Origin of the sequence: Peptoniphilus grossensis (assembly GCF_001940285.1) — a bacterium.
GTDB classification, from domain to species: domain Bacteria; phylum Bacillota; class Clostridia; order Tissierellales; family Peptoniphilaceae; genus Peptoniphilus_A; species Peptoniphilus_A faecalis.
Window position 1 is genome coordinate 236,754 of record NZ_MJIH01000001.1, and the last position, 21,944, is coordinate 258,697.

Genomic DNA, 21,944 nt, shown 5'->3' on the forward strand with positions numbered 1-21,944 from the left:
TCTGTTTTATAAATTCATCTAGTTAAATAAATTTACAGTATTTTTAGAATTGTTCTCTGATTCATTGTTAAGCTTATCATTTTTTGTATTAGTAGAATTATTTTTATTTGTATTTTTATTTTTTGCATTTAAATTATTTTTTGAATTATTTTCTTTATTTTGTGAATTGTTAACTGCATTATTTGAATTATCATCTTTTATAGTTTCATCGTTTAGAGAATTTTTATCTTCAAAATAAGATATTTCAATTTCACGAGTTTCATTTATATAATTTACAACCATATCCAAGTTTTCTGCAATAAATCTAATTGGCACATAAGTCCTATCACCCTTAATTATTGCAGCTTGATCAATATTTTCGTCCTTTCCATTAACTTTTATAGTCTTTGAATCAATTTTAAGCTCAAAATTTTTTCCCTTACTGTCAACAGTTACAATTCTATTATCATTATCCCAATTTACTTCTCCACCAATGGCTTCAACAATAAATCTAAGTGGGACTAAAGTTCTATCATTCTTTATAAATGGTTTAGCATCCATTTTTTTTGCTTCACCATTAATACTATAATTTACATCATTGACTTTCATCTTTATTAATTTTGTATTTTCATCATATAGTGAAAGTGTAGAAGTTTTGTCGCCAAGTTTTGCAATTATCTTAGGATTTCTGCCATAATCTAAAATATTAATATTAAAATTATTTGGATCGACGCTTGCCTCCATATTCTCAAAAGAATAATTTATAACTCTTGGGGAGATTTTTACTTTTCTACCTTTATATTCTCCACTTGCGTCAAGACTTAAATTCATTCCTCTTTTTATAAATTTATTTTTTGCATCAATGTTAAATTTTGTGTAAGCAGACTTATCAGCTACATTGATTTCTTTATTTATGTTTTCACCCTTATTTGTTGTAATAATTAAGTTAAACTTTCCTGGATTCATAGAAAGATATGACAATCCATTTAAAATATTTGTTCCATTAGAATTGTCAGCAATTGTATAAGTTCTATCTTTAATGTCAATAGGATTTAAAAATTCATCCCATGCTGATTTTAATTTTAAATTAAGCGTTTCGCCAACAATCGTATCTAAATCACTTTCAAACTTTATATCAGAAATAATATTTGTATTTGTAGTTGTGTTGAAAACTCCAAGTCCATTTACCACTTTTCTCTCACCAGCATTCTTTTCTGGATTTGTAACTCTAGTTCTCTTTAAATCTCCTAAATTTCTAACAACCATTGCTGTTGAACCGCCACCATCTAAATTCATCGCCTTAAAAGCTCCAAGATCTAGCATAAATTGCGACAAATCATTTAAAGACATACCTGAAGATCTATTAGTCTTTCCCTCTGCTGATACAATGTATACAGTTTTTCCATCCTGGCTTATTCCTAGGGCTGTTCTCGCTCTAACACCGCCAATTGAAGTTACATCCTTAGTATATTTTTTAATCGCACCATTTTCCACAAGAAGTGCATGACCACCAATCATCATCTTCCAATTTCTATTTGGTTCAATATTAGTTTTAATTTCTAATTTGTCTCCAACTTTAATATTTTCACGAACAAATCTTTCTGACTCTCCACTTATTTGTAAAATTTTCTTTCCATCAGGAATTTTCATATCGATGTTTTTTCTGTACACAATTTGTTCCACAATATTATCCTTTGAAAGAAGAACCTCACCAGCAGTGCTATCTCCCCTTGATTTAGAAGACCAAAAAGAATTATACATTTGAATTTTTGATTCGTGAGAATATTCCTTAGATGGTTGATACCAATAATATGTCTTGTTTAATCCGTCAATTGGATAAGACTTGCCATTAGGAGCTGTTACACTTCCTATAAATTTTGTACTATCAATAAAAGCAGTATTATTTTCATCAATACCAAAAGACCATATATCAGTTAAAACTGCTGGAGATGATTTCATATCACCATCGATTATAGATGCACCTAGTGGTACACCTTGAAGTTGCATTGTAAAGAAATCTCCATTTACAAGAGCAACAGCATTAGTTCTATCGGCCATTTGTGAGACAGTTGCCTTATTTGTATAAGTACCACCTCCTGCAACAGTATTAATTTTTATGTGAGGATTATTTAAATCAACTTTAACAACATTTACCAAGGTATCCTTTTTATCTCCAGTAACTTCATATTTATATCTAACAACTCCTGGAGCAATTGGCTCATTAAATAATAATTTGTTTTCTGCAAAAACATTAATAGTAATAGTCATTAAAAATATAGCCATTATTAAACTAAATCTTTTTTTATTCATTTTATCAACCTCTCTTACATAAAAAGTATAAAGGAATATAATAATTTTCTCAAAGAATTTTTGCATTTGTAACAAAAACTTAATTATAAAACTAATTTCAGAAAACTTTGTAAAAAATTTGCAAAAGTCCCAAAACAAAAAGGCGAGGGTTTAAACTTTCCTCGCCTTTTTCTAAATAATGACTTTTACAATAGTCTTTTTTTAATTAATATGCAACAAATTTGCTTCCTGCACATCCACAAATTGGGCATTTTTCTTCTTCTTCAAAAGCTATATATCCACATACAGGACATAGATAAATATTTTCAACATCTAGGTCTTTGCCTAAGTCTACAGCTTCTTTTGCAGTTAAATATCTTTCAGCGTGAACTTTTTCAGCAGCTGTAGCAAATTTCATAGCTTTAACAGCTTCTTTTTCTCCTTGCATTTCTGCAACTGCGATAAATGCTGGATACATTTGAGTTGATTCAAATATTTCTCCATTTCTTGCAGCTTCAAGATTTTCAGAAGTACTGTTAATTCCAAAACCAGCTGTTGATGTTACAGCAAAGTCTCCTGATACATCTTTAAGAGCTTTGAAATGAAGTGTTGCGTGAATTTTTTCTGCATCAGAAGTTGCATCAAAAAGTCTCTTTACATTTTTAAATCCATCTTTTTCAGCTACATCGCCCCAGATATTATATCTAGTACGAGCTTGAGATTCTCCGCCGAATGCTGATCTTAAATTGTCACTTGTCATTTGATTCATAATATTACCCCCATAAAATTTAATAATAAATTACACTTATTATTATAGACTAATATTTATGAAAAATCAAATAAATGTACTAAATAAATCTAATATTTGTATTAATTTTTAATCTAAGTTTTCAATTTTTTGTGTTTGATCATATGCTATCAAAGCGTCTATTATTTCATCTAAATCTCCATCATTTATAGCATCAATTTTGTGAGATGTGAAATTAATTCTGTGATCAGTTACTCTTCCTTGAGGATAATTATAAGTTCTAATTCTTTCAGATCTATCCCCTGTTCCAATTTGTGAAGATCTTTCCATTGATTCTTTCTCATTTTGCTCTTGAAGTTTTAAATCGTATAATTTAGATCTAAGTAATTTAATTGCTTTTTCCTTATTTCTAAGTTGCGATTTTTCATCTTGACAAGATATAACTATTCCTGTTGGAATGTGAGTAAGTCTTACTGCAGAGTCAGTTGTATTTACACATTGCCCGCCATTTCCAGATGCACGGAATACGTCAAATTTAATTTCTGTAGGATCAATTTCAATATCCACATCTTCAGCTTCAGGCAAAACTGCTACAGTTGCTGTAGAAGTGTGAATTCTTCCGCCACTTTCTGTTTCGGGTACTCTTTGAACTCTATGAACTCCTGATTCGTATTTTAGTCTAGAGTAAGCTCCATTGCCTATAATCATAAATACAATTTCTTTGAATCCACCAATTCCAATTTCATTTGAAGAAATTGTTTCAACTTTAAATCCAGATCTTTCTGCATATCTAACATATTGTCTATATAAAACTCCTGCAAAAAGAGCTGCTTCATCTCCACCGGCTCCTGCACGAATTTCTACCATTACATTTTTACTATCATTTTTATCTTTTGGAATTAATAAAATCTTTAAATCATTTTCTAAGGATGCAATTTTTTTTGTATCTTCATTTATTTCTTCTCTAACTAAGTTTTTAAATTCATCATCTAATTTTTCTTTAATTAATTCCTTATTTTCATTTAAAGTTTTTAATGTATTTTTATATTCTCTATATTTTTCAACAATAGGTTCAATTTCAGCGTGTTCAATTGCCTTTTGTTGGTATAATTTAGAATCATTGATAATTTCTACATTGCTTAAATCTTTTTCAAGTTCTATTAATCTATCTTCAAAAACAGAAAGTTTTTCGTACATATTTGCTCCTATACTTTTAATTGTCCAACTACTACTCTATCTAAATTGTTTAAATCCTTAAAAATTTCAACTTTAAAATTTTTTCTCATTAAGGAAGAAATGTCTTCTGCCTCATCATGACCTATCTCAAATACTAAAAATCCATTTTTGTTTAAATAGTTTTGTGATTGCTTTATAATTTTTCTATAAAAATAAAGTCCATCGCTTCCGCCATCTAAGGCAAGTCTTGGTTCGTGATTTCTTACTTCTATTTGTAAATTTTCTATTTCACTAGATTTTATATAAGGTGGATTTGAATAAATTAAATCAAATTTTTCGTTAATTTTCTCAAACAGATTGCTTTTTAAAATTTTAATATTTGATTTTAAATTCTTTTTATTTATATTTGAATTTTTAATTGCAAAGGGACTTATGTCAACTGATGTAATATCAATTTTTTCTTCACTTTCTAAGTCAACTGTAATACTAACAATACCAGTTCCACATCCAATTTCAAGCATATTTTTTATATTGTTTTTTTTATTTAATTTTAATATTACTTCAACAGAAATTTCTGTATCCTGTCTAGGTATTAAAACATTTTCTAAAACTGTAAAAGTTCTACCATAAAAATCTTCTTTGCCAAAAATATATTGTAGGGGTATTCCGCATTGCCTTTTTATTAAAATATTAAAATATTTTTCTTCTACTGACTTTTCTAGTTCTTCTTCATCATGTGCAATTAAATAATATAAGTCTTTATTCAAAAGTTCTGTTAAAATTCTTCGTGTTTCAAAAGTGGGATCTGTATATTCTAAATTTTTTAAAAATTCTCTTCCCTCAATAAGGGCATCTTTTATTTTCATAAATTTAAGTAATAAAAAAGGTTAGCTAGGCTAACCTTCTTGTCATTTATTTCTCTTATATCTGCTATTGAATTTTTCAATTCTTCCGCCATGGTCAGAGAATTTTTGCTTTCCTGTAAAGAAAGGATGACAAGCTGAACAAATTTCAACTTTTAAATCTTCTTTAACAGATCCTGTTTTAAAAGTGTTGCCACATGCACAAGTTACTGTCGCTTCTTTATAATCTGGATGAATTCCTTTTTTCATTGTTTAGCCCCCTTAAACTATTTATAACTCAATTTTTATATTATAACATACTTTTTATTATTGTACAAATTATATTTATTTCCTCAATTATTATACAATAAACTAGGCTATAAATCAACATTTGTGAAGAAATAAAGCAAAATTTATTTGTTTAAAAATTCTGAATTATTCTTTGTTTTTGAAAGTTTATCCAAAAACTTTTCAGTTACATCCTCAATATTATCTTCGTTTAAATTTTTTCTAAACTCATAATTAAACGCTAGCTCTTCTTTATCTAATAAAAGCTCTTCTTTTCTTGTTCCTGATTTTAAAATATCAATAGCAGGAAAAATCCTCTTTTCTGAAAGAGTTCGGTTTAAATGAAGTTCCATGTTGCCAGTTCCCTTAAATTCTTCAAAGATTACATCATCCATTCTTGATCCAGTATCCACAAGAGCAGTAGCAAGTATGGTTAAGCTTCCACCTTCTTCAATGTTTCTCGCAGCACCAAAAAATCTCTTTGGCTTGTGGAGTGATAGTGGGTCAAGTCCTCCAGAAAGAGTTTTACCACTTGTGGGTGTGATTAAATTATAAGCACGAGATAATCTTGTTAAAGAATCTAAAAGTATTACAACATCTTCTTTGTTTTCAACTAATCTTTTAGCTCTATCAATTACCATTTCAGCAACACGAGCGTGATTTTTTGGATTTTCATCAAAAGTTGAATATACTACTTCTCCTTTAACAAATCTTTTCATATCCGTAACTTCTTCTGGTCTCTCGTCAACTAATAGTACTATCAAATGTAATTCTGGATAATTTATATTAATTGATTTAGATATTTTTTTCAAAAGAGTTGTCTTTCCTGATTTTGGTTGAGAAACTATAAGTCCCCTTTGACCAAGACCCACTGGTGAAAGCAAATCTATTACTCTCATTGCAATATCTTCATCTTTTGTCTCTAAATTTATTTTCTTTGTTGGGTAAACTGGAGTTAAATTGTCAAAATAAGGTCTATTTAACATTTTTGAAGGGTGCATTCCATTTACTAATTTAATATATAGCAGAGCATTAAAATTTTCTCCATCCTTTGGCGGGGATTTTATTCCTAGAATTTCGTCTCCATTTCTAAGTCTAAACTTTCTTATTTGTGATGGAGATACATAGATATCTTCTTCACTTGGAAGATAATTAACTCTTCTTAAAAATCCATATCCATCTTGGTGAAGTTCCAAAATTCCTTTAACATAATCTTTATCTTCTAAATTTTTTAAAGTTTTTTGTGCACTTTCTGAAAGGTCTAAATTTTCAATTTTTTTATTTTCCCTTATTAAATTTATTTCTTTAATTAGATCTTCTTTTTTTAAATTATAGGATTTTTCAATTCCATAATCTTTGGCAATATTTCTAAGTTCAGAAACTTTTAGTTTTTCTAAGGACTCATCTTTTAAATTTTTAATTTGGATCTCGCCATTAATAATATAATTTTTTAAATCTTCAATATTATATTTTTCTACATCTTTTAGTCCCAATGATTTAGAAATCTTTCTCAAATCATCTATGGATTTATTTTTTAATTCATTGTCGTTATTCATAATAATTATTTTGCGTAATCAGGTTTTAAATCAAGAGAGTGAATTGATTTTATAAATCTTTGTGTTCCACTAGGAAGTCTTAAAACTAAAGTGTCAGTTTTTGCTTTATTGTCTCCGTAATATTTTACTCCTTCAAGAATTTCTCCAGAAGTAATGCCAGTCACTGAGAAAATAACTTCATTCCCTTTTACCAAATCTTCAATTGTATAAATCTTTTTTAAATCTGAATCTAAATCTTTACATCTTTGCTCTTGTTTTTCATCTGTTGGATGAAGTCTGCCTTGGAAATCTCCACCTAAACATTTTAATGCTGCTGCTGCAATTACACCTTCGGGTGCACCGCCACGTCCAATTACAAGGTCTATTCCAGAATCTTCATAACAAGTTTCAATAGCCGTTACAACATCTCCGTCAGAAACTTTTTTTACCCTTGCTCCAATAGAAATAATTTCATTGATTAAATTTTCATGTCTAGGTCTATCTAAAACAGCGACAACAATATCATTAATGTTTTTGTTAAGAGCCTTTGCTACTCTTTTAATATTTTCAGTTGGTGTATCGTCTAGTTTAATAAGTCCTTTAGCTTTTGGTCCACATGCAATTTTATCCATATATATGTCAGGTGCATTTAAAAGGCAACCCTTAGGAGCTACTGCAAGTACAGCTATAGAATTATCAGTACCATTGGCAATAGAATTTGTTCCGTCAATAGGATCAACTGCAATATCTACTTCTTCTTCGCCCTTTTTTGTGCCAATTTTTTCTCCAATGTATAGCATAGGAGCTTCATCAATTTCTCCTTCTCCAATAACTACAGTTCCATCAATATCAACTGTATCAAACATTCTTCGCATTGCATCTACTGCTGCACCATCTGCTGCATTTTTGTTGCCTCTTCCAAGCCATTTACCTGCTGAAAGTGCTGCGGCTTCAGTTACTCTTGCTAAGTTTAATGCTAAATTTCTGTCCATCTTATTTCTCCTTTGTCTTTACATTTTTAAAATCTTCTAAAAATCTTTTTAGACCACTATCTGTTAATTCATGCTTAATCATTTCCTTAAATATTTTATAAGGAATAGTTGCTATATCAGCACCAGTTTTCGCAACATCTTCAACATGATTTATATGTCTTATACTTGCTGCAATGATTTGAGTGTTATATCCATATTGTTTAAATATAAAGGCAATATCCTCAACAAGGTTGATTCCTGACTTGCCAATATCATCAAGTCTTCCCATGAAAGGACTCACATAGGTAGCACCTGCATTTGCTGCTAATAAGGCTTGAGAAACTGAAAATACTAGAGTAACATTTGTCCTTATTCCTTCCTTGCTAAGTATACTTACAGCCTTTAATCCCTCTTCAATCATTGGAATTTTTATTACAATATTATTAGAAATTTTCGCAAGTTCTCTTGCTTCTTTAAGCATTCCGCTTAAATCTGTAGAAATAACTTCGGCGGAAATGTCTCCATGAACTATTTCAGATATTTCTTTGATTACATCTTCGAAAACCCCGCCATTTTTTGAGATAAGTGTTGGATTAGTTGTAACTCCTGAAAGTACACCCCAAGAATTAATTTCTCTAATCTCTTCAATGTTCGCAGTATCAATAAAAAACTTCACTTAATTAATCATCCCTTTCAAGTAAACATACTGATTCTGAGGAAATTCCCTCTCCCCTTCCAATAAAACCAAGTTTTTCAGTTGTAGTTGCCTTTATAGAAATATTTTCTATATCTGTGTTTAAAATATCAGCAATTATTTCTCTCATTTTGTCAATATATGGTGCTAGTTTTGGCTTTTCGCAAGCGACAGTAGCATCAATATTTCCAATTTTATAATTTTTAGATTTCATAATTTCAAAAACTCTTTTTAAAAGAACTTTCGAATCAATGCCTTTGTATTCACTATCACTATCAGGAAAATGATAGCCAATGTCTCGAAGAGCAAGGGCACCTAAAATTGAATCCATAATTGCATGAATAAGTACATCTGCATCAGAATGACCTAAAAGTCCTTTTTCATAGGGAATTTCAATTCCGCCAATAAATAATTTTCTATCTTCTACTAGTTTGTGAACATCATAACCAATTCCTATTCTCATGTATTCACCTTCTTTACTAGAATATTTGCAATAGATAGATCCTCTCTTGTAGTAATTTTTATATTGTCATATGAATTATAAATTAATTTCACTTTAATTCCCGTCTTCTCAACTAAAGAGCAATCATCTGTACCATAGTAGCCTTCAGAGTAAGCTTGATCATAAGCTCTCATAAGAATTTCTTTTTTAAAAACTTGAGGCGTCTGTACTTGCCAAAGTCTATCTCTATTTGGTGTGTAATCCACAAGTTTTCCATCAGTCGAAACTTTTATAGTGTCTTTAACTGGATTTGCCAGGACAGCTGCACCAGTATCCATTACTCTTTCAATTGCTTCGTCAATTTTATCTACTGATACAAATGGCCTTGCTCCATCGTGGGTAAGTACAATATCAGTTTCTTCTGGCATTTTTAAAAGACCATTATAAATTGAATCCTGCCTCTCTTTGCCACCGTAGACAATCTTATAATTTATATTAATTTTATATTTTTCAATGATGTCGTATACATATCTCATATCACTTTTTTTTACTATTAAAATTAAAAAGTCAATATACTTTGATTTTTCAATTTTCTTAATTGTATGAGCAAGTATTGGTTTGTCATCAATAGAAAGAAACTGTTTATTTATTCCCATATTCATTCTCTTGCCCATTCCCGCCGCAGCAACAAAGGCCGTTACAAAGTTATTATTAAACATGACATCACTCTTCTTCAAGTTGTAAATTATTTACAGCGTATTTTAAAAGTTCACCTGCAATAGGAGCAGCTGCCTCTGACCCATAATCCTTTACATTTGGAATTACAACTGCAATTGCAACCTTTGGATCATCTGCAGGGGCAAATCCAACAAACCAAGCATTATTAGTGCCTTCTCTTAAATCAAGTTGAGCAGTACCAGTCTTCCCAGCAACTTTTAAACCATGAACATAAGCTTCTGTCCCAGTACCATTGTTGACAACATTGACCATGTATTTAGTAATTTGATTTGCATTTTCTTTAGAAGTTACCTCGCTTAAAATAGTTGGAGAATTTCTTACTACATTCTTGCCATCTGACGAATCAATTCTTTTTACAATATGAGGTTGCATCATCACACCATCATTAGCAATTGTTGATGCTACCATACACATTTCAAGCGGTGTAACTAAAACTGTATCGTGTCCAATGCCTGCAGCTCCAAGTGCAGTTCTATCAAATCCACTCCTCTTGTAATCCCATGTTGAAGTTTCTAGTGGTAGTTCAAAATCAACTTTTTTATTTATCATGTATTTCTCAGAAACTTGTGCCATTTCATCTATTCCCATATCCACAGATTTTCTTACAAAATAAGTATTTAATGAATTAGTAAATGCTTTTTTTAGGTCAACTCTTCCATAAGTTTTATTGCCTGCATTTTTAAATTCACGGCCGTTATCAATTTTTTCCACCCCTTCATCTGTGTATTTCTGTGAAATTCCAGATTCTAGTATGGCAGTAGTTGTAATTATTTTATAAATAGAACCAGGCGCAAATTTTCCCTTTGTTGAGCTATTAAAAAGTGCTCCATTATTTTCCTCATTAATTTTTTGCATATCCTTCGCTATATTTTGTGAATTAAAGTCTGGAAGTGAAACCATGGAAAGAATTTCGCCAGTTTTGGGATTCATCATAACTACCGAACCCTTTTCAGTTTTTCCCGATAAAACTGATCTAGTTTTTTCTTGGAGAGCAGTATCAGTTGTTAAGGTCACATCATCTCCACTATAAAGATCATAATCTTTATTTATTATTGATTTAAAGGTTTTTAAAATCTTTGAACCTTCTTTGCCAACAAGATAATTGTTTAATTCTTTTTCAAGTCCATATTTGTCTACTATTTTGTCAGAATAGCCAATTATATGAGAATAAATAACTGGTTGGTTGTAAATTCTATGATAATTATGTTTTTCTCCATTTGAATAAGCAAGAACTTCGTGATTTCTGTCGTAAAAAGTTCCCCTCTTAACAGAATTTTCTCTCAGCTCACTTCTTCTATTTGCTGGATGATTAATGATATCTTCTGCTTTAAAAAGTGTGAAATAAGTAAGATAAATTATTGGAGCAACTAATAGCATCATTAAAAAAACAAGTAAAACTAAAATTCTCTTATTATCTTTACTATTCATTGTCAATTCCCCTATCATATTTATAAGATAAATCTTCGCTAGTAACTTGAAGTATTCCCAGTGCAACAAAACTTGAAATCATAGAACTTCCTCCATAAGAAATGAAGGGAAGTGTAAGTCCCGTCATTGGTATTAATTTTATAACGCCACCAATATTAAGAAAAGCTTGTACTGTAAATAAAATTGCAACAGCAAGAGCAAGAATTCTGTAAAATAAATATTCTTGATTTAGTGCAATTTTAATAGCTCGATAAACTAAAAGCATATAGAGCATAATAATTCCAATGCCTACAAGTATACCCATCTCTTCGCAAATTGATGAAAATATTACATCGGAGTAAGAAAGAGTAATTTGTTTTGGATAACCAAGCCCAATTCCTTGACCAAAAAATCCACCTTCACTTATTCCAAAAAGTGATTGCACAATTTGTCTAGCACTATTTACCACTTTATCAGCTGTCCATGGATTTAGCCAAATATCAACTCTATTTCTAACATGTGAAAATAAAAAATATCCAGCCACAGAACCAAATAACATTAGCCCAATATTTACTACAATAGCTTTTCTGTCTTCATCATAAATGTATTGAAGAAGAGTATATATGATAATAAATATGGCCGCTGTTCCAAGGTCTCTTTGAATAAATAAAAACCCAACAAAAATATATATTACCGCCATTAAGTAATATGAAGTATATTTGTAATTTAATTTTTTAAGCCTAGTTTGGAAAGTTGTATAAAAAGAAGCTATTAAAAATATTACTAAAATTTTAGTAAATTCTGAAAGCTGAATCGTTATTCCCTCTGAAATTTCTATCCAGTTTTTTGCACCATATTTATCTGGAGCAAGAATAATCGTAAGAAGAAAAAATAAAATTGAAAGCCCTAAGTAAAGACCTGTCATGTACTCAAGTCTTCTCATAGCCCTAATTATAAAATAAGTTAAATAAAAAACTAATATACCTGCTAATACCCAAATAAGTTGTCTTAATCCAAGTTTTGGAGATAATCTATATATAGTTATAATCCCTAGACTCAAAAGCATTGAAACTATTAAAAAAATATAATTATCGCCTGAAGATACTTTTCCTAAAACTAAATTTGAAATGTATACAATTAAAATCAAGCCTAAAAATAAAATAACTATGTATTTATCAACATTGTTATTGTTAAAAGAAAACAACAATAAAATACTTAGAATTTCAAAAATCAAAAGGAGATTTCTAGGCTTTCGCTGTTTTAAAATATTATCTAACACAATTTCACCTTTTATCTACAAAAATAAATTGAATAAAACCAACACCAATTTTGTCATTATTTTGAAGCTCAATTAGCTCATTAGGTTCAATTTTCACACCATTTAAAAAAGTTCCATTTGCAGAGCCAAGGTCCTCAATATAATATACCTGATTTTTATCAAGAATTTTTAAATGATTTTTGCTTACAAATTTATCTTTTATAACCACATCGTTCCTTGAACTTCTGCCAAGAGTTATATCACCATCTATTACATAATACTCCTGCATTTTAAAGTTCAGTGAATCTAGTCTATTTACCACTTTCAGATAAGCGTCATCAAGAGACTCTCCTCCACTTGTCATGCTTTTTACATCAAGATACATAAGTCTTAAAATACTAAAAATAAAAAGATATATTAAGATTATAAAAACATATCTCAGCACTTGTGAGATTAATTCAAACATATTACACCTCTTTGTCTTAAACTCTCTATAATTATATACTCTTTACTTTTATTTTTCCACAGTTTGTTAAATTAGATGAATTTTGAATTTTCTTTTTTTATGTTAAAATTAACTTGGTGATAAAATGATTATATCAAATATAAGTTTTGAAAAGAAAAAATTTCATATTCTTTTTGATAATGGCGAAGAAATAGAAATTTCAGAAGAAACTCTCATTGAATTTGGTCTCTACAAAGGTCAAGAAGTAGAAGATGAATTTATAGAAAAATTAAAATTTGAAGATGAAAAATCAAAGGCACTTCTTATATCCTATAAATTTTTACAAAGAAATAAAACTGAAAAACAACTAATAGACCATTTATATAAAAACAAAGTAAATAAAAATATAATCGATATAATTATTCCTATTTTAAACGAGAAAAAATATCTAAATGACGAAGATTATGCAAAGAGATACTTATACGATGCCATGAATATAAAAAAATATGGCAGAATAAAAACTATTTACATGCTAAGGTCCAAGGGAATTGACAATAGGATTATCGAAAAAATTATGAAAGACTATGATTATGAATTGGAATACTTAAATGCAGAAAAACTCATAAGCAAAAAATTAGATGTTAATGAAAAAGATCTAAAAAAAATAAATTCTGCAAAAAAATATTTGCAAAGTCGTGGATTTGAATTTGAAATTGTAAATTTTACAGTAGATGAATATCTCAATGGAGAATCCTATGTCTAATTATGTGTACATTTTAAAGTGTGGCGACGGAAGTCTATATACTGGCTACACTACCGACTTAAAAAAAAGATTAAAAGCACATAATGATGGAATTGCGTCAAAATACACCGCATCACATCTTCCAGTTAAAATGGTTTTTAGCGAAGAATGCATCGATAAATCCGATGCTTTAAAAAAAGAATATTTCATAAAAACTCTTACTCGTGAAAATAAAATTAAATTAATTCAAAATAAATTATCTCTTCAAAACTTATACGATAAATATTTGTTAAAAAATAATGAGAAAAGAAAGTGATGTTGCAGAATAGATACTTATATCCTTTTAATCACTTTTTTATTAAATATTTGATTTTACCAATATGTTTTTGATTAAAAAATAAGAAACAAAGATAAGTAAAACTTCAAGATGTCAACTTGATAATATAAATCACAGTCAAAATGAGGGATCTAAAAGAGGCTCGATATATCGAGCCTCTTCAAAAATTTAACATAAATCCAATAAAATTATTTATAGCACACGTGTTGCGTTTACATATCTTTCTTGATAATATTCTTCAGTTAATGAAGAAGTCATAACTTTGCCTTGTCCTGATGAAGCGTGGATAAATTTTCCATCACCAACATAAATCCCAACATGGCTAACTCCACTACCTGTAGTATTGAAGAATACTAAATCTCCCTCTTGCAAATCATCTTTTGAAACTTGTTTCCCAAAAGTTGATTGTGAAACTGAAGATCTTGGAATTGATATTCCTAATTCATCATTATAAATAGAATAAACTAAACCTGAACAATCATATCCTTCTTTTCCAGTATCTCCATATACATATGTTGAACCAAGTTTATTTTCTGCAGATAAAATCACTTTTCCTACAATTGAAGCATTAGGTGCAGAAGATTTTTTGAATTCTTTAATTTCTTTATTTTCTTTTAAATCTTTATTCTTTATAACTTCTTGAATTTCCTTTTCATCAGCAGATAAAAGTGAATTTTCATCTACCTTAGCCTCTTCAGTCTTTTCTTGTTTTAATCCTGATACAATATTTAAATTTTTTGCTTCAACATTGTAATAATTTCCATTTTCTTGAATTACAAAAAATCCATTATTATAATCAACTACATTTACAACTTGATTCTTATTTAAGTTTATTTTTTTACCATTGTCACTTCTTGCAACTGAGTTGTTTTTTACTTGAACTTCAGTAACATTGTTTCTCTTGTCGGAAATCTTTTTAAGTGCCGATCTATCAACATTTCCTACAGTTCCGTCATTACATTTAATCTTTGCTTTATTGTCGTCTATTGAAATTCCAATTGCATATTCATCTATAAATAAGTTCCTAATGATTTTACCATTATCATCTAAAATCGGACTTGCTTTAACGACTTTGTATGTAGGAACATTAACTTCTGTAAGTAAAATTTTTTCTTGAGGAATAGTAACTTTTGCCTTACCCTTTTGAATATAATATTCATTTCCCTTGTTTTCAAGTATTTCTACTTTTTCTCCAATAGAAAATTCAATTTCACTTCCACTATACGTTTTTTGTACATGTTCGTTAATAAATACTCCTGTATCTTTCATGCCAACTACTGAAACTGCGCATAGTGCAAATAGACCAAGTGGCAATTTATTCTTTAAGGAAACCAATACTAACAACTCCTATACTCTTTATTTTATATTTTCTAAAAATATTTATTGCGTACTATTTTTTATTACTCATTAAGTATAGCAAAGTTGTTACAAAAAAACAACAAAAAGTTACAAAAAAGTTAAAATTAATTTAACTATTTTGTAACTTTTGCCATTTCCAGTGTTTTTTTACATAAGATATATAATAAATAAGATATATAATAAGCAAATCTATAAGCCGCGTTCTGTTTTGTCAACTATCTATCTTGAATTATAGTTGCCTATAATCTCTAGCAACCTACCTACCGGCAGATGCGAGCAACATCTGTTATTCCTATTTGGTTTTGCTCCGAATGGGGTTTACATAGCATCATTATCACTAATGATCTGGTGAGCTCTTACCTCGCCTTTCCAACCTTACCCAAAGGGCGGTATATTTCTGTTGCACTAGCCTTAGGGTCGCCCCCACTGGCCGTTAGCCAGCATCCTTGCTCTGTGGAGCGCGGACTTTCCTCACATATGTGCAGTTGACCAATTTACTTACTCAAATATCTTAACATTAAAAAGGTCAAATATCAAGCTCGAAGCTACTTTTCTCCTCAATATAAAAGTTTAAACCTTTAAAATTTTCCATGAGTCTACTTTTTATTTTTTCGAGAACTATATTTTCTGAATAAAAATGTCCCACATCAATTAAGATAATGTCGTTTTCGTAAGCTTTTTGTCCGTCATGATGCTTTACATCTCCAGTTATAAAGGCATCTGCACCAGATTTTTTTGCATCATAAATAAAATCCGCACCGCTTCCTCCTAAAATTGCAACTTTTTTTATTAATTTATCTTCTCTTCCATAAAATTTGATTTTTTTAACTTGGAGTTTTTTAATTAAAAATTTATTTAATTCTAACAAAGAATATGTCTTTTCAAATTCTCCAACTAATCCCATGGCTTTTTCGTCTTCATAAGCAAGGATATTTTTATTTTTTAAATTTAATTTTTCAAATAGAGTATCATTAACCCCATCCTTTGCAATATCCATAGAAGTGTGATAAGAAAACACTGAAATATTATTCTTTATTAGAGAAATTATATTATTACCCATGTAAGTTCCCTGAATTATATTTTTTTCTCCTGAAAAAAACATTGGGTGATGTGTGATAATTAACTTCGACTCCAATTCAATTGCTTTCTTAATTAATTTATCAGTAAGATCTAATCCTAGAATGACAGAATCTGTGAACTCTTTAAATTCAATTTGACTTCCAGAATTATCCCAGCTAAGTTGATCTTTATCTTTTGCCCAGTTTTCCATATAATTTTTAATTTCACTAACTTGATATTTCATCTATTGCCTCCTCTGTCATTTTTAATAACTCTTTAAGTTCAGCACTTCTCTTTGTTGACCTATCCTTTTCATTTTTAATGCTATTTATTATATTTTGAAGTTCTTTTTTTCTTTCTTTTAAAAATTCTAAATATACTTTTTCTTTTCTTTCTATTAAAATCCTTGAAAAACAATAATCCATTTCATTAAAGTTTATTTTTTCACCAGTAAATTTTGCAACAATAATTTCAAAGTACCTTTCATATTCATAAATTATTTCTTCCTCAATTATTAAAAATCCCATATTATTTAATTCTCTACGCAATATATTTGTTTTTTGCATCGGTTGTAAAATTAATTTTTTTGCATCTTTAGAAATATCTAGTGATTTTAAAATAATTTCTGCAATTTGGATTCCGCCAAGACCAGCAATAATTATGTCATCTCTTTTTTCATTTACAATTCCATTTGCAAGTATATTCCTAATATATTTTTCATTGCCTAGTTCTTTTGTTAGATCAATTGATTTTTTCAAAGAATTTTTTGAAATATCTGTAGCAATAATATCCCTTGATATATTTTTTTCACACAAAAAATTGGGCACATATCCATGATCTGTGCCCACATCAATTACCGAAGCTCCAAAATCTACAAGTTCTGCAATTTTTTTTAGCCTATTCGACAATTTTATCATTCTAAATAATCCTTCAATTTCTTCGATCTACTTGGGTGGCGAAGTTTCCTTAATGCCTTGGCTTCAATTTGTCTAATTCTTTCACGTGTTACATCAAATTCTTTTCCAACTTCTTCAAGAGTTCTTGCCCTTCCATCGTCGAGTCCAAATCTAAGAGTTAAGACCTTCTTTTCTCTGTCAGTTAGAGTCTCGAGAACTGTATTGAGTTGTTCCTTTAACAATGTAAATGTAGCAGCATCTTGTGGAGATAAAATTTCATCATCTGGTATAAAATCTCCAAGATGCGAATCTTCTTCCTCACCAATTGGCGTTTCAAGAGAAACTGGCTCTTGCGCAATCTTTTGAATTTCACGAACTCTATCTACATCTAAATTCATTTCTGCAGCAATTTCTTCTGGAAGTGGATCACGTCCTAAATCTTGTACAAGTTGTCTTTGAACTCTTACAAGTTTATTAATTGTTTCAACCATGTGTACAGGAATTCTAATAGTCCTAGCTTGATCTGCAATTGCCCTTGTGATTGCTTGTCTTATCCACCAAGTTGCATAAGTTGAAAATTTAAACCCCTTAGTGTAATCAAATTTATCAACGGCTTTCATGAGTCCAAGGTTTCCTTCTTGAATTAAATCTAAAAAACTCATACCTCTTCCAACATATCTCTTTGCAATTGAAACAACAAGCCTCAAATTTGCTTCTGCAAGTTCTTTTTTAGCAAGTTCATCTCCAGCTTCCATTCTCTTTGCTATTTCAACTTCTTCATCTGCAGTAAGTAGAGAGATCTTCCCAATTTCTTTAAGATACATCCTCACAGGATCATCAACAGTTACTCCTTTAGGTACTGATAGATCTTCTTTAGTAACATCTACGTCATCTACATCGTCTTCATCTTCTTTTAAATCTTTTTTATCAATTAAGTTAATGCCTTCTTTTTCAAAGGTTTTATATAATTCATCTATGTCGTCAGAATCAATTTGAAACTTTTCGAAGGCATCTCCTATTTTATCATAGCTTAAATTACCATCTTTTTTACCATCTTTTAAAAGCTGTTCTGTTACCGATTCTATTGAATCTTTATTTTTTAAATTCTCACTCATAATTGCCCTCCTCTTTCAACTCGTTTAACTTTAAGTTAATATCTTTAAGATCTTTTAAAGCTTGGAGCAAGAGATTTTTGTCTTCTTCCACTTGAAATTTTTCAATGTTTCCTAATATTTTATCTTTTTCCCTTTTTAGATAATTCCTCTCTAAAGTTTTAATTAAATCATCTACAATTCTGTTATTTACATGAATTTCTTTTATGATTTCTAAAATATTTTCTTTAAAATTAGAATCTATTAACATATTCTTTTCCAATAAATTTAGAAAATCAGAAACTTCCATTTCATTTTCAAACATTCTAGGAATTTCTTCAAAAACAGCCCTAGTCATTGCATTGCTAAAATAAAAAACCTCAATTTTATTTTTTATATAAGTATAAATATCCTTGTCAAGTAAAGAATATGATAATAATTCCTCTTGTGCCTTAGTTTTTGTACTCTTCACAACATTTGTATTTTTCTTTACCTTGAACTTTTCTTTTTTTGAACTTTTTATTTTATTTCTATTTAGAAAATTTATATAATTTTCAATTGCATTATAAGAAATATTATATTTTTTTGAAAAATCTTTTACAAAAATATCTCTCTCTATTGGATTTTTAATACTAGATAGAATTTTTGCAGATTCAATAGTAAAATTGCTGAGTCCTTCGCTTTCATTTAAATTGAAATTTTCTTTTAGCTTTTTTATTTTGAACTCTATATATGAAATTGCACTCTTTATTTTATTTTCAAAGCCTTCCATTCCATATTTTTTAATAAAATCGTCTGGATCTAGTCCATCCTCTAATTCAATAATTTTTGGTTTTACAGATTTAGATAAAAATATATCAATTGCCCTTGAAGTTGCATTAATTCCCGCATTGTCACTATCATAACAGATGTATATATCTTTTGCCATATTTTTAATAATACCCGCTTGGTCTTCTGTCAGTGAAGTACCAAGGCTTGCTACACTATAATTTATACCACTATTGTATAAAGAAATAACATCCATATAGCCTTCAACTAATATTATTCTTTCTCGAGTAGATTCTCTCGAAATAATATTCATATTAAAAAGATTTCTGCCCTTGTGAAATATTGACGTTTCACTTGAATTTAAATATTTTGGTTTAGCATCTCCAAAACCTCTAGCACCAAAACCAATGACTTTATCGTGTTTATTTATAATTGGAAACATAACTCTATCGCGAAATCTATCGATATAATTACCTCTTTTACTTTTGGTAATTAAGTTCAATTCTAAAAGTTCCTCTTCTTTGTATCCTAATTTAGTTAAGTAATCGTATAAATCCGTCCACGAGTCTTTTGAATAGCCAATGCCATATCTAATAATAGTTTTATCACTTAACATTCTATTTTTTAAATAAAGTTGCGCCTTTTGTGATGCTTTAAAATTATTTAAAAAGTGCATAGCTGCTTCCCTATTTATTTCATAAAGCCTATTTTTCTTGTCGAGAGCTTCTTTGTTTTCATCTTTATATTCAGAAAGTCTTATATTATATTTATCAGCTAAAAATTCTACAGCTTCAGGAAAATTTAAATTTTCCTTTTTCATAATAAAGGTAATTACATCGCCCCCAACACCACAACCAAAACATTTGAAAATAGATTTAGAAGGAGAAACTGAAAAGGAGGGCGTCTTCTCAGAGTGAAAAGGACAGAGTCCCATATAGTTTGAACCTGACCTTTTTAAATCAACATATTCTCCAATTAAATCAACTATATCTGCTCTATCCCGTATCTCATTAAGAACATCGTCATTTATTACATACAATTAAATGCTCCATCCCTTCGGTATAAAAATATTTTTTATCTGTTTCATAGCATAGGTATCTGTCATCCCAGCAATATAATCAGAAACAATATCTTCGTTGTTGTGAACTTTATCATTATAAAGACTTAAATGGTTTTTAGGAATTCTACTCAAGTCTTCCATGTAATAATTATAAAGTTCTGTGAGAAGTCTTTTAATCTTAACTTCTTCACTTTTTACAACAGAATCCATATAAACCGTCTTAAACATATACTGTCTAAGCTCCATAGTTGCTTCATAAACTTCTTTTTCCATCTCTACAATTGGTTTACCATAGGATTTATTTACTATTCCAGTTATCATTGTATTTATTCTTTCTGAAGAAGTATTTCCAAGAATTTTTGTAAGCTCCTTTGGAAGTGAATCTGATGAAATAATCCCCGCTCTAATGGCATCGTCAATATCATGATTAATGTAGGCAATTCTGTCAGCAAATTTTATAATTTTACCTTCAAGAGTTTTTGCCATTCCCTTACCCGAGTGATTTAAAATTCCATCGCGCACTTCTTCTGTTAAATTTAGTCCAACTCTCTTGTCAGAACGCTCTAAAAAATCTACAACTTTTAAAGATTGTTCCCCATGGATAAATCCAGAGCTTTTTAATTCATTTAAAACAGCTTCACCAGAATGCCCAAAGGGAGTGTGTCCCAAATCATGCCCTAGAGAGATTGCCTCAACCAAATCCTCATTTAGCCTTAATGATCTAGCTATAGTTCTTCCTATTTGACTGACCTCAAGAGTATGAGTGAGCCTTGTTCTAAAATGGTCGCCTTCTGGAGAAATAAATACTTGAGTCTTGTGTTTTAATCTCCTAAAACTTTTTGAATGAATAATTCTATCCCTATCTCTTTGAAATTCAGTCCTAAGACTACATTTTTCTTCTCTTTCATTTCTTCCTAAAGTTGAATCTGCAAATGTCGCAAAATCAAAAAGCATAATGTGTTCAAGTTTTTCTCTCTCAACTCTTAGATTCATAATTCACATCCTAGAATTCATATGATTAATTATAATTTCAGCAGTTTCTTCTATTGCTTTATCAGAAACATCTATTACAAAACATCCAAGTTCTTCCATAACCTGTTTAGAATAATTTAGTTCTTCTTTAATTCTATCGTAATTGGCGTACTTTGCACCTGAAGTAAGACCAAGAGATTTAAGCCTTTGTTCTCTAACAGAAATTATTTTTTCAGGATTTGCAATAAGTCCAATTACTCTATCCACATCTTTTTCATAAACTTCCTTTGGCACAGGCACCTCAGGAACTAATGGAATATTTGCAACTTTATACAATTTATTTGCTAGATACATTGAAAGTGGAGTCTTTGAAGTCCTTGAAATTCCAACTAAACATATATCAGCCTTTTTTGCACCTCGAGGATCCTTTCCATCGTCATATTTAACTGCAAATTCAACACATTCTACCTTCTTGAAATAATTTTCATCAAGTCTCCTTATTAGTCCAGGTTCTCTAAGGGGTTCATATCCCAAAATATCCTCAATTTGTTTCATTGGTTCACCCATTACGTCAACTGTGTGAAGATTTAATTCGTGAGTTTTCCTTTCTATAAATTCTCTAGTTTCTTTTACAACATTTGTATAAACAATTAAACTATTGCGAATTTTGGAAGCTTTTTCAAGAACTGGCTTTATTTGATCAATGCTATTGTGGTATGGATATCTAATTATTTCGTAATTTTCCGACTCAAATTGTCTTGCCGAACTTTTAGCAATTAATTCACCAGTTTCTCCAATTGAATCGGAGATTACAAAAATAGTAAGTTGATTGTCTTCTTTGTTCATAC

At 29.7% G+C, this 21,944-nt stretch carries 22 protein-coding genes and 1 other RNA gene; 2 read left to right on the forward strand and 21 right to left on the reverse strand.

What is annotated here, in order from left to right:
- Positions 1-18: 18 nt before the first annotated feature.
- The 13 genes from BIV18_RS01155 to BIV18_RS01215 form a co-directional block, all read right to left on the reverse strand.
- Complete coding sequence (locus BIV18_RS01155) at positions 19-2,289, reverse strand: stalk domain-containing protein (protein WP_075658900.1); 2,271 nt, start codon at positions 2,287-2,289, stop codon at positions 19-21.
- Between the two features lie 205 nt (positions 2,290-2,494).
- Positions 2,495-3,037, reverse strand: a complete 543-nt coding sequence (locus BIV18_RS01160; protein ID WP_075658902.1) for a rubrerythrin family protein — start codon at positions 3,035-3,037, stop codon at positions 2,495-2,497.
- Positions 3,038-3,145: 108 nt separating this feature from the next.
- Complete coding sequence (gene prfA / locus BIV18_RS01165; RefSeq protein WP_075658904.1) at positions 3,146-4,213, reverse strand: peptide chain release factor 1; 1,068 nt, start codon at positions 4,211-4,213, stop codon at positions 3,146-3,148.
- Positions 4,214-4,221: 8 nt separating this feature from the next.
- Positions 4,222-5,058: a peptide chain release factor N(5)-glutamine methyltransferase gene (gene prmC, locus BIV18_RS01170; RefSeq protein ID WP_075658906.1), complete on the reverse strand. Its 837-nt coding sequence runs from the start codon at positions 5,056-5,058 to the stop codon at positions 4,222-4,224.
- A 42-nt stretch (positions 5,059-5,100) separates the two neighbouring features.
- The gene (rpmE, locus tag BIV18_RS01175) at positions 5,101-5,304 is read right to left on the reverse strand and encodes a 50S ribosomal protein L31 (protein ID WP_075658908.1); all 204 of its coding nucleotides are present in this window, start codon (positions 5,302-5,304) and stop codon (positions 5,101-5,103) included.
- A 143-nt stretch (positions 5,305-5,447) separates the two neighbouring features.
- Complete coding sequence (rho, locus tag BIV18_RS01180) at positions 5,448-6,878, reverse strand: transcription termination factor Rho (protein ID WP_075658910.1); 1,431 nt, start codon at positions 6,876-6,878, stop codon at positions 5,448-5,450.
- 5 nt (positions 6,879-6,883) lie between these two features.
- A complete protein-coding gene (glpX, locus tag BIV18_RS01185; RefSeq protein WP_075658912.1) occupies positions 6,884-7,849 on the reverse strand; it encodes a class II fructose-bisphosphatase in 966 nt (321 codons plus the stop codon).
- Between the two features lies 1 nt (position 7,850).
- On the reverse strand, positions 7,851-8,504 hold the full coding sequence (fsa, locus tag BIV18_RS01190; RefSeq protein WP_075658914.1) for a fructose-6-phosphate aldolase: 654 nt from the start codon (positions 8,502-8,504) through the stop codon (positions 7,851-7,853).
- A 4-nt stretch (positions 8,505-8,508) separates the two neighbouring features.
- Positions 8,509-8,985, reverse strand: a complete 477-nt coding sequence (gene ispF, locus BIV18_RS01195) for a 2-C-methyl-D-erythritol 2,4-cyclodiphosphate synthase (RefSeq protein WP_075658915.1) — start codon at positions 8,983-8,985, stop codon at positions 8,509-8,511.
- The gene (ispD, locus tag BIV18_RS01200) at positions 8,982-9,683 is read right to left on the reverse strand and encodes a 2-C-methyl-D-erythritol 4-phosphate cytidylyltransferase (RefSeq protein WP_075658916.1); all 702 of its coding nucleotides are present in this window, start codon (positions 9,681-9,683) and stop codon (positions 8,982-8,984) included. The genes ispF and ispD overlap by 4 nt, the downstream gene beginning before the upstream one ends.
- 4 nt (positions 9,684-9,687) lie before the next feature.
- On the reverse strand, positions 9,688-11,130 hold the full coding sequence (locus BIV18_RS01205) for a peptidoglycan D,D-transpeptidase FtsI family protein (RefSeq protein ID WP_075658917.1): 1,443 nt from the start codon (positions 11,128-11,130) through the stop codon (positions 9,688-9,690).
- A complete protein-coding gene (locus BIV18_RS01210) occupies positions 11,123-12,388 on the reverse strand; it encodes an FtsW/RodA/SpoVE family cell cycle protein (protein WP_075658918.1) in 1,266 nt (421 codons plus the stop codon). The genes BIV18_RS01205 and BIV18_RS01210 overlap by 8 nt, the downstream gene beginning before the upstream one ends.
- 4 nt (positions 12,389-12,392) lie before the next feature.
- Positions 12,393-12,833 (reverse strand): FHA domain-containing protein, encoded by a 441-nt coding sequence (locus BIV18_RS01215; protein ID WP_075658919.1) that lies wholly within the window; start codon positions 12,831-12,833, stop codon positions 12,393-12,395.
- A 124-nt stretch (positions 12,834-12,957) separates the two neighbouring features.
- Between BIV18_RS01215 and BIV18_RS01220 the strand changes: the two genes are divergently transcribed.
- Positions 12,958-13,575 (forward strand): regulatory protein RecX, encoded by a 618-nt coding sequence (locus BIV18_RS01220; RefSeq protein WP_075658920.1) that lies wholly within the window; start codon positions 12,958-12,960, stop codon positions 13,573-13,575.
- Positions 13,568-13,870, forward strand: a complete 303-nt coding sequence (locus BIV18_RS01225; RefSeq protein ID WP_075658921.1) for a GIY-YIG nuclease family protein — start codon at positions 13,568-13,570, stop codon at positions 13,868-13,870. Before BIV18_RS01220 ends, BIV18_RS01225 begins: the two co-directional genes overlap by 8 nt.
- Positions 13,871-14,083: 213 nt before the next feature.
- Here BIV18_RS01225 and BIV18_RS01230 read toward each other — a convergent pair whose 3' ends face one another.
- The 8 genes from BIV18_RS01230 to BIV18_RS01265 all read right to left on the reverse strand — a co-directional run bounded on the left by BIV18_RS01230 (position 14,084) and on the right by BIV18_RS01265 (position 21,942).
- Complete coding sequence (locus BIV18_RS01230; protein WP_075658922.1) at positions 14,084-15,226, reverse strand: C40 family peptidase; 1,143 nt, start codon at positions 15,224-15,226, stop codon at positions 14,084-14,086.
- 200 nt (positions 15,227-15,426) lie between these two features.
- An RNA gene (gene rnpB, locus BIV18_RS01235) (RNase P RNA component class A) lies at positions 15,427-15,751 on the reverse strand.
- A gap of 25 nt (positions 15,752-15,776) precedes the next feature.
- A complete protein-coding gene (locus tag BIV18_RS01240; RefSeq protein ID WP_075658923.1) occupies positions 15,777-16,553 on the reverse strand; it encodes a Nif3-like dinuclear metal center hexameric protein in 777 nt (258 codons plus the stop codon).
- Positions 16,537-17,226: a tRNA (adenine(22)-N(1))-methyltransferase gene (locus BIV18_RS01245; RefSeq protein ID WP_075658924.1), complete on the reverse strand. Its 690-nt coding sequence runs from the start codon at positions 17,224-17,226 to the stop codon at positions 16,537-16,539. The genes BIV18_RS01240 and BIV18_RS01245 overlap by 17 nt, the downstream gene beginning before the upstream one ends.
- Complete coding sequence (rpoD, locus tag BIV18_RS01250; protein ID WP_075658925.1) at positions 17,223-18,320, reverse strand: RNA polymerase sigma factor RpoD; 1,098 nt, start codon at positions 18,318-18,320, stop codon at positions 17,223-17,225. The genes BIV18_RS01245 and rpoD overlap by 4 nt, the downstream gene beginning before the upstream one ends.
- Positions 18,313-20,103: a DNA primase gene (gene dnaG, locus BIV18_RS01255; protein WP_075658926.1), complete on the reverse strand. Its 1,791-nt coding sequence runs from the start codon at positions 20,101-20,103 to the stop codon at positions 18,313-18,315. The genes rpoD and dnaG overlap by 8 nt, the downstream gene beginning before the upstream one ends.
- Positions 20,104-21,117 carry a deoxyguanosinetriphosphate triphosphohydrolase gene (locus tag BIV18_RS01260; RefSeq protein WP_075658927.1) on the reverse strand — a complete coding sequence of 338 codons (1,014 nt, stop codon included), beginning with the start codon at positions 21,115-21,117 and terminating at the stop codon, positions 20,104-20,106.
- 3 nt (positions 21,118-21,120) lie between these two features.
- Complete coding sequence (locus BIV18_RS01265) at positions 21,121-21,942, reverse strand: pyruvate, water dikinase regulatory protein (protein ID WP_075658928.1); 822 nt, start codon at positions 21,940-21,942, stop codon at positions 21,121-21,123.
- Positions 21,943-21,944: the final 2 nt, after the last annotated feature.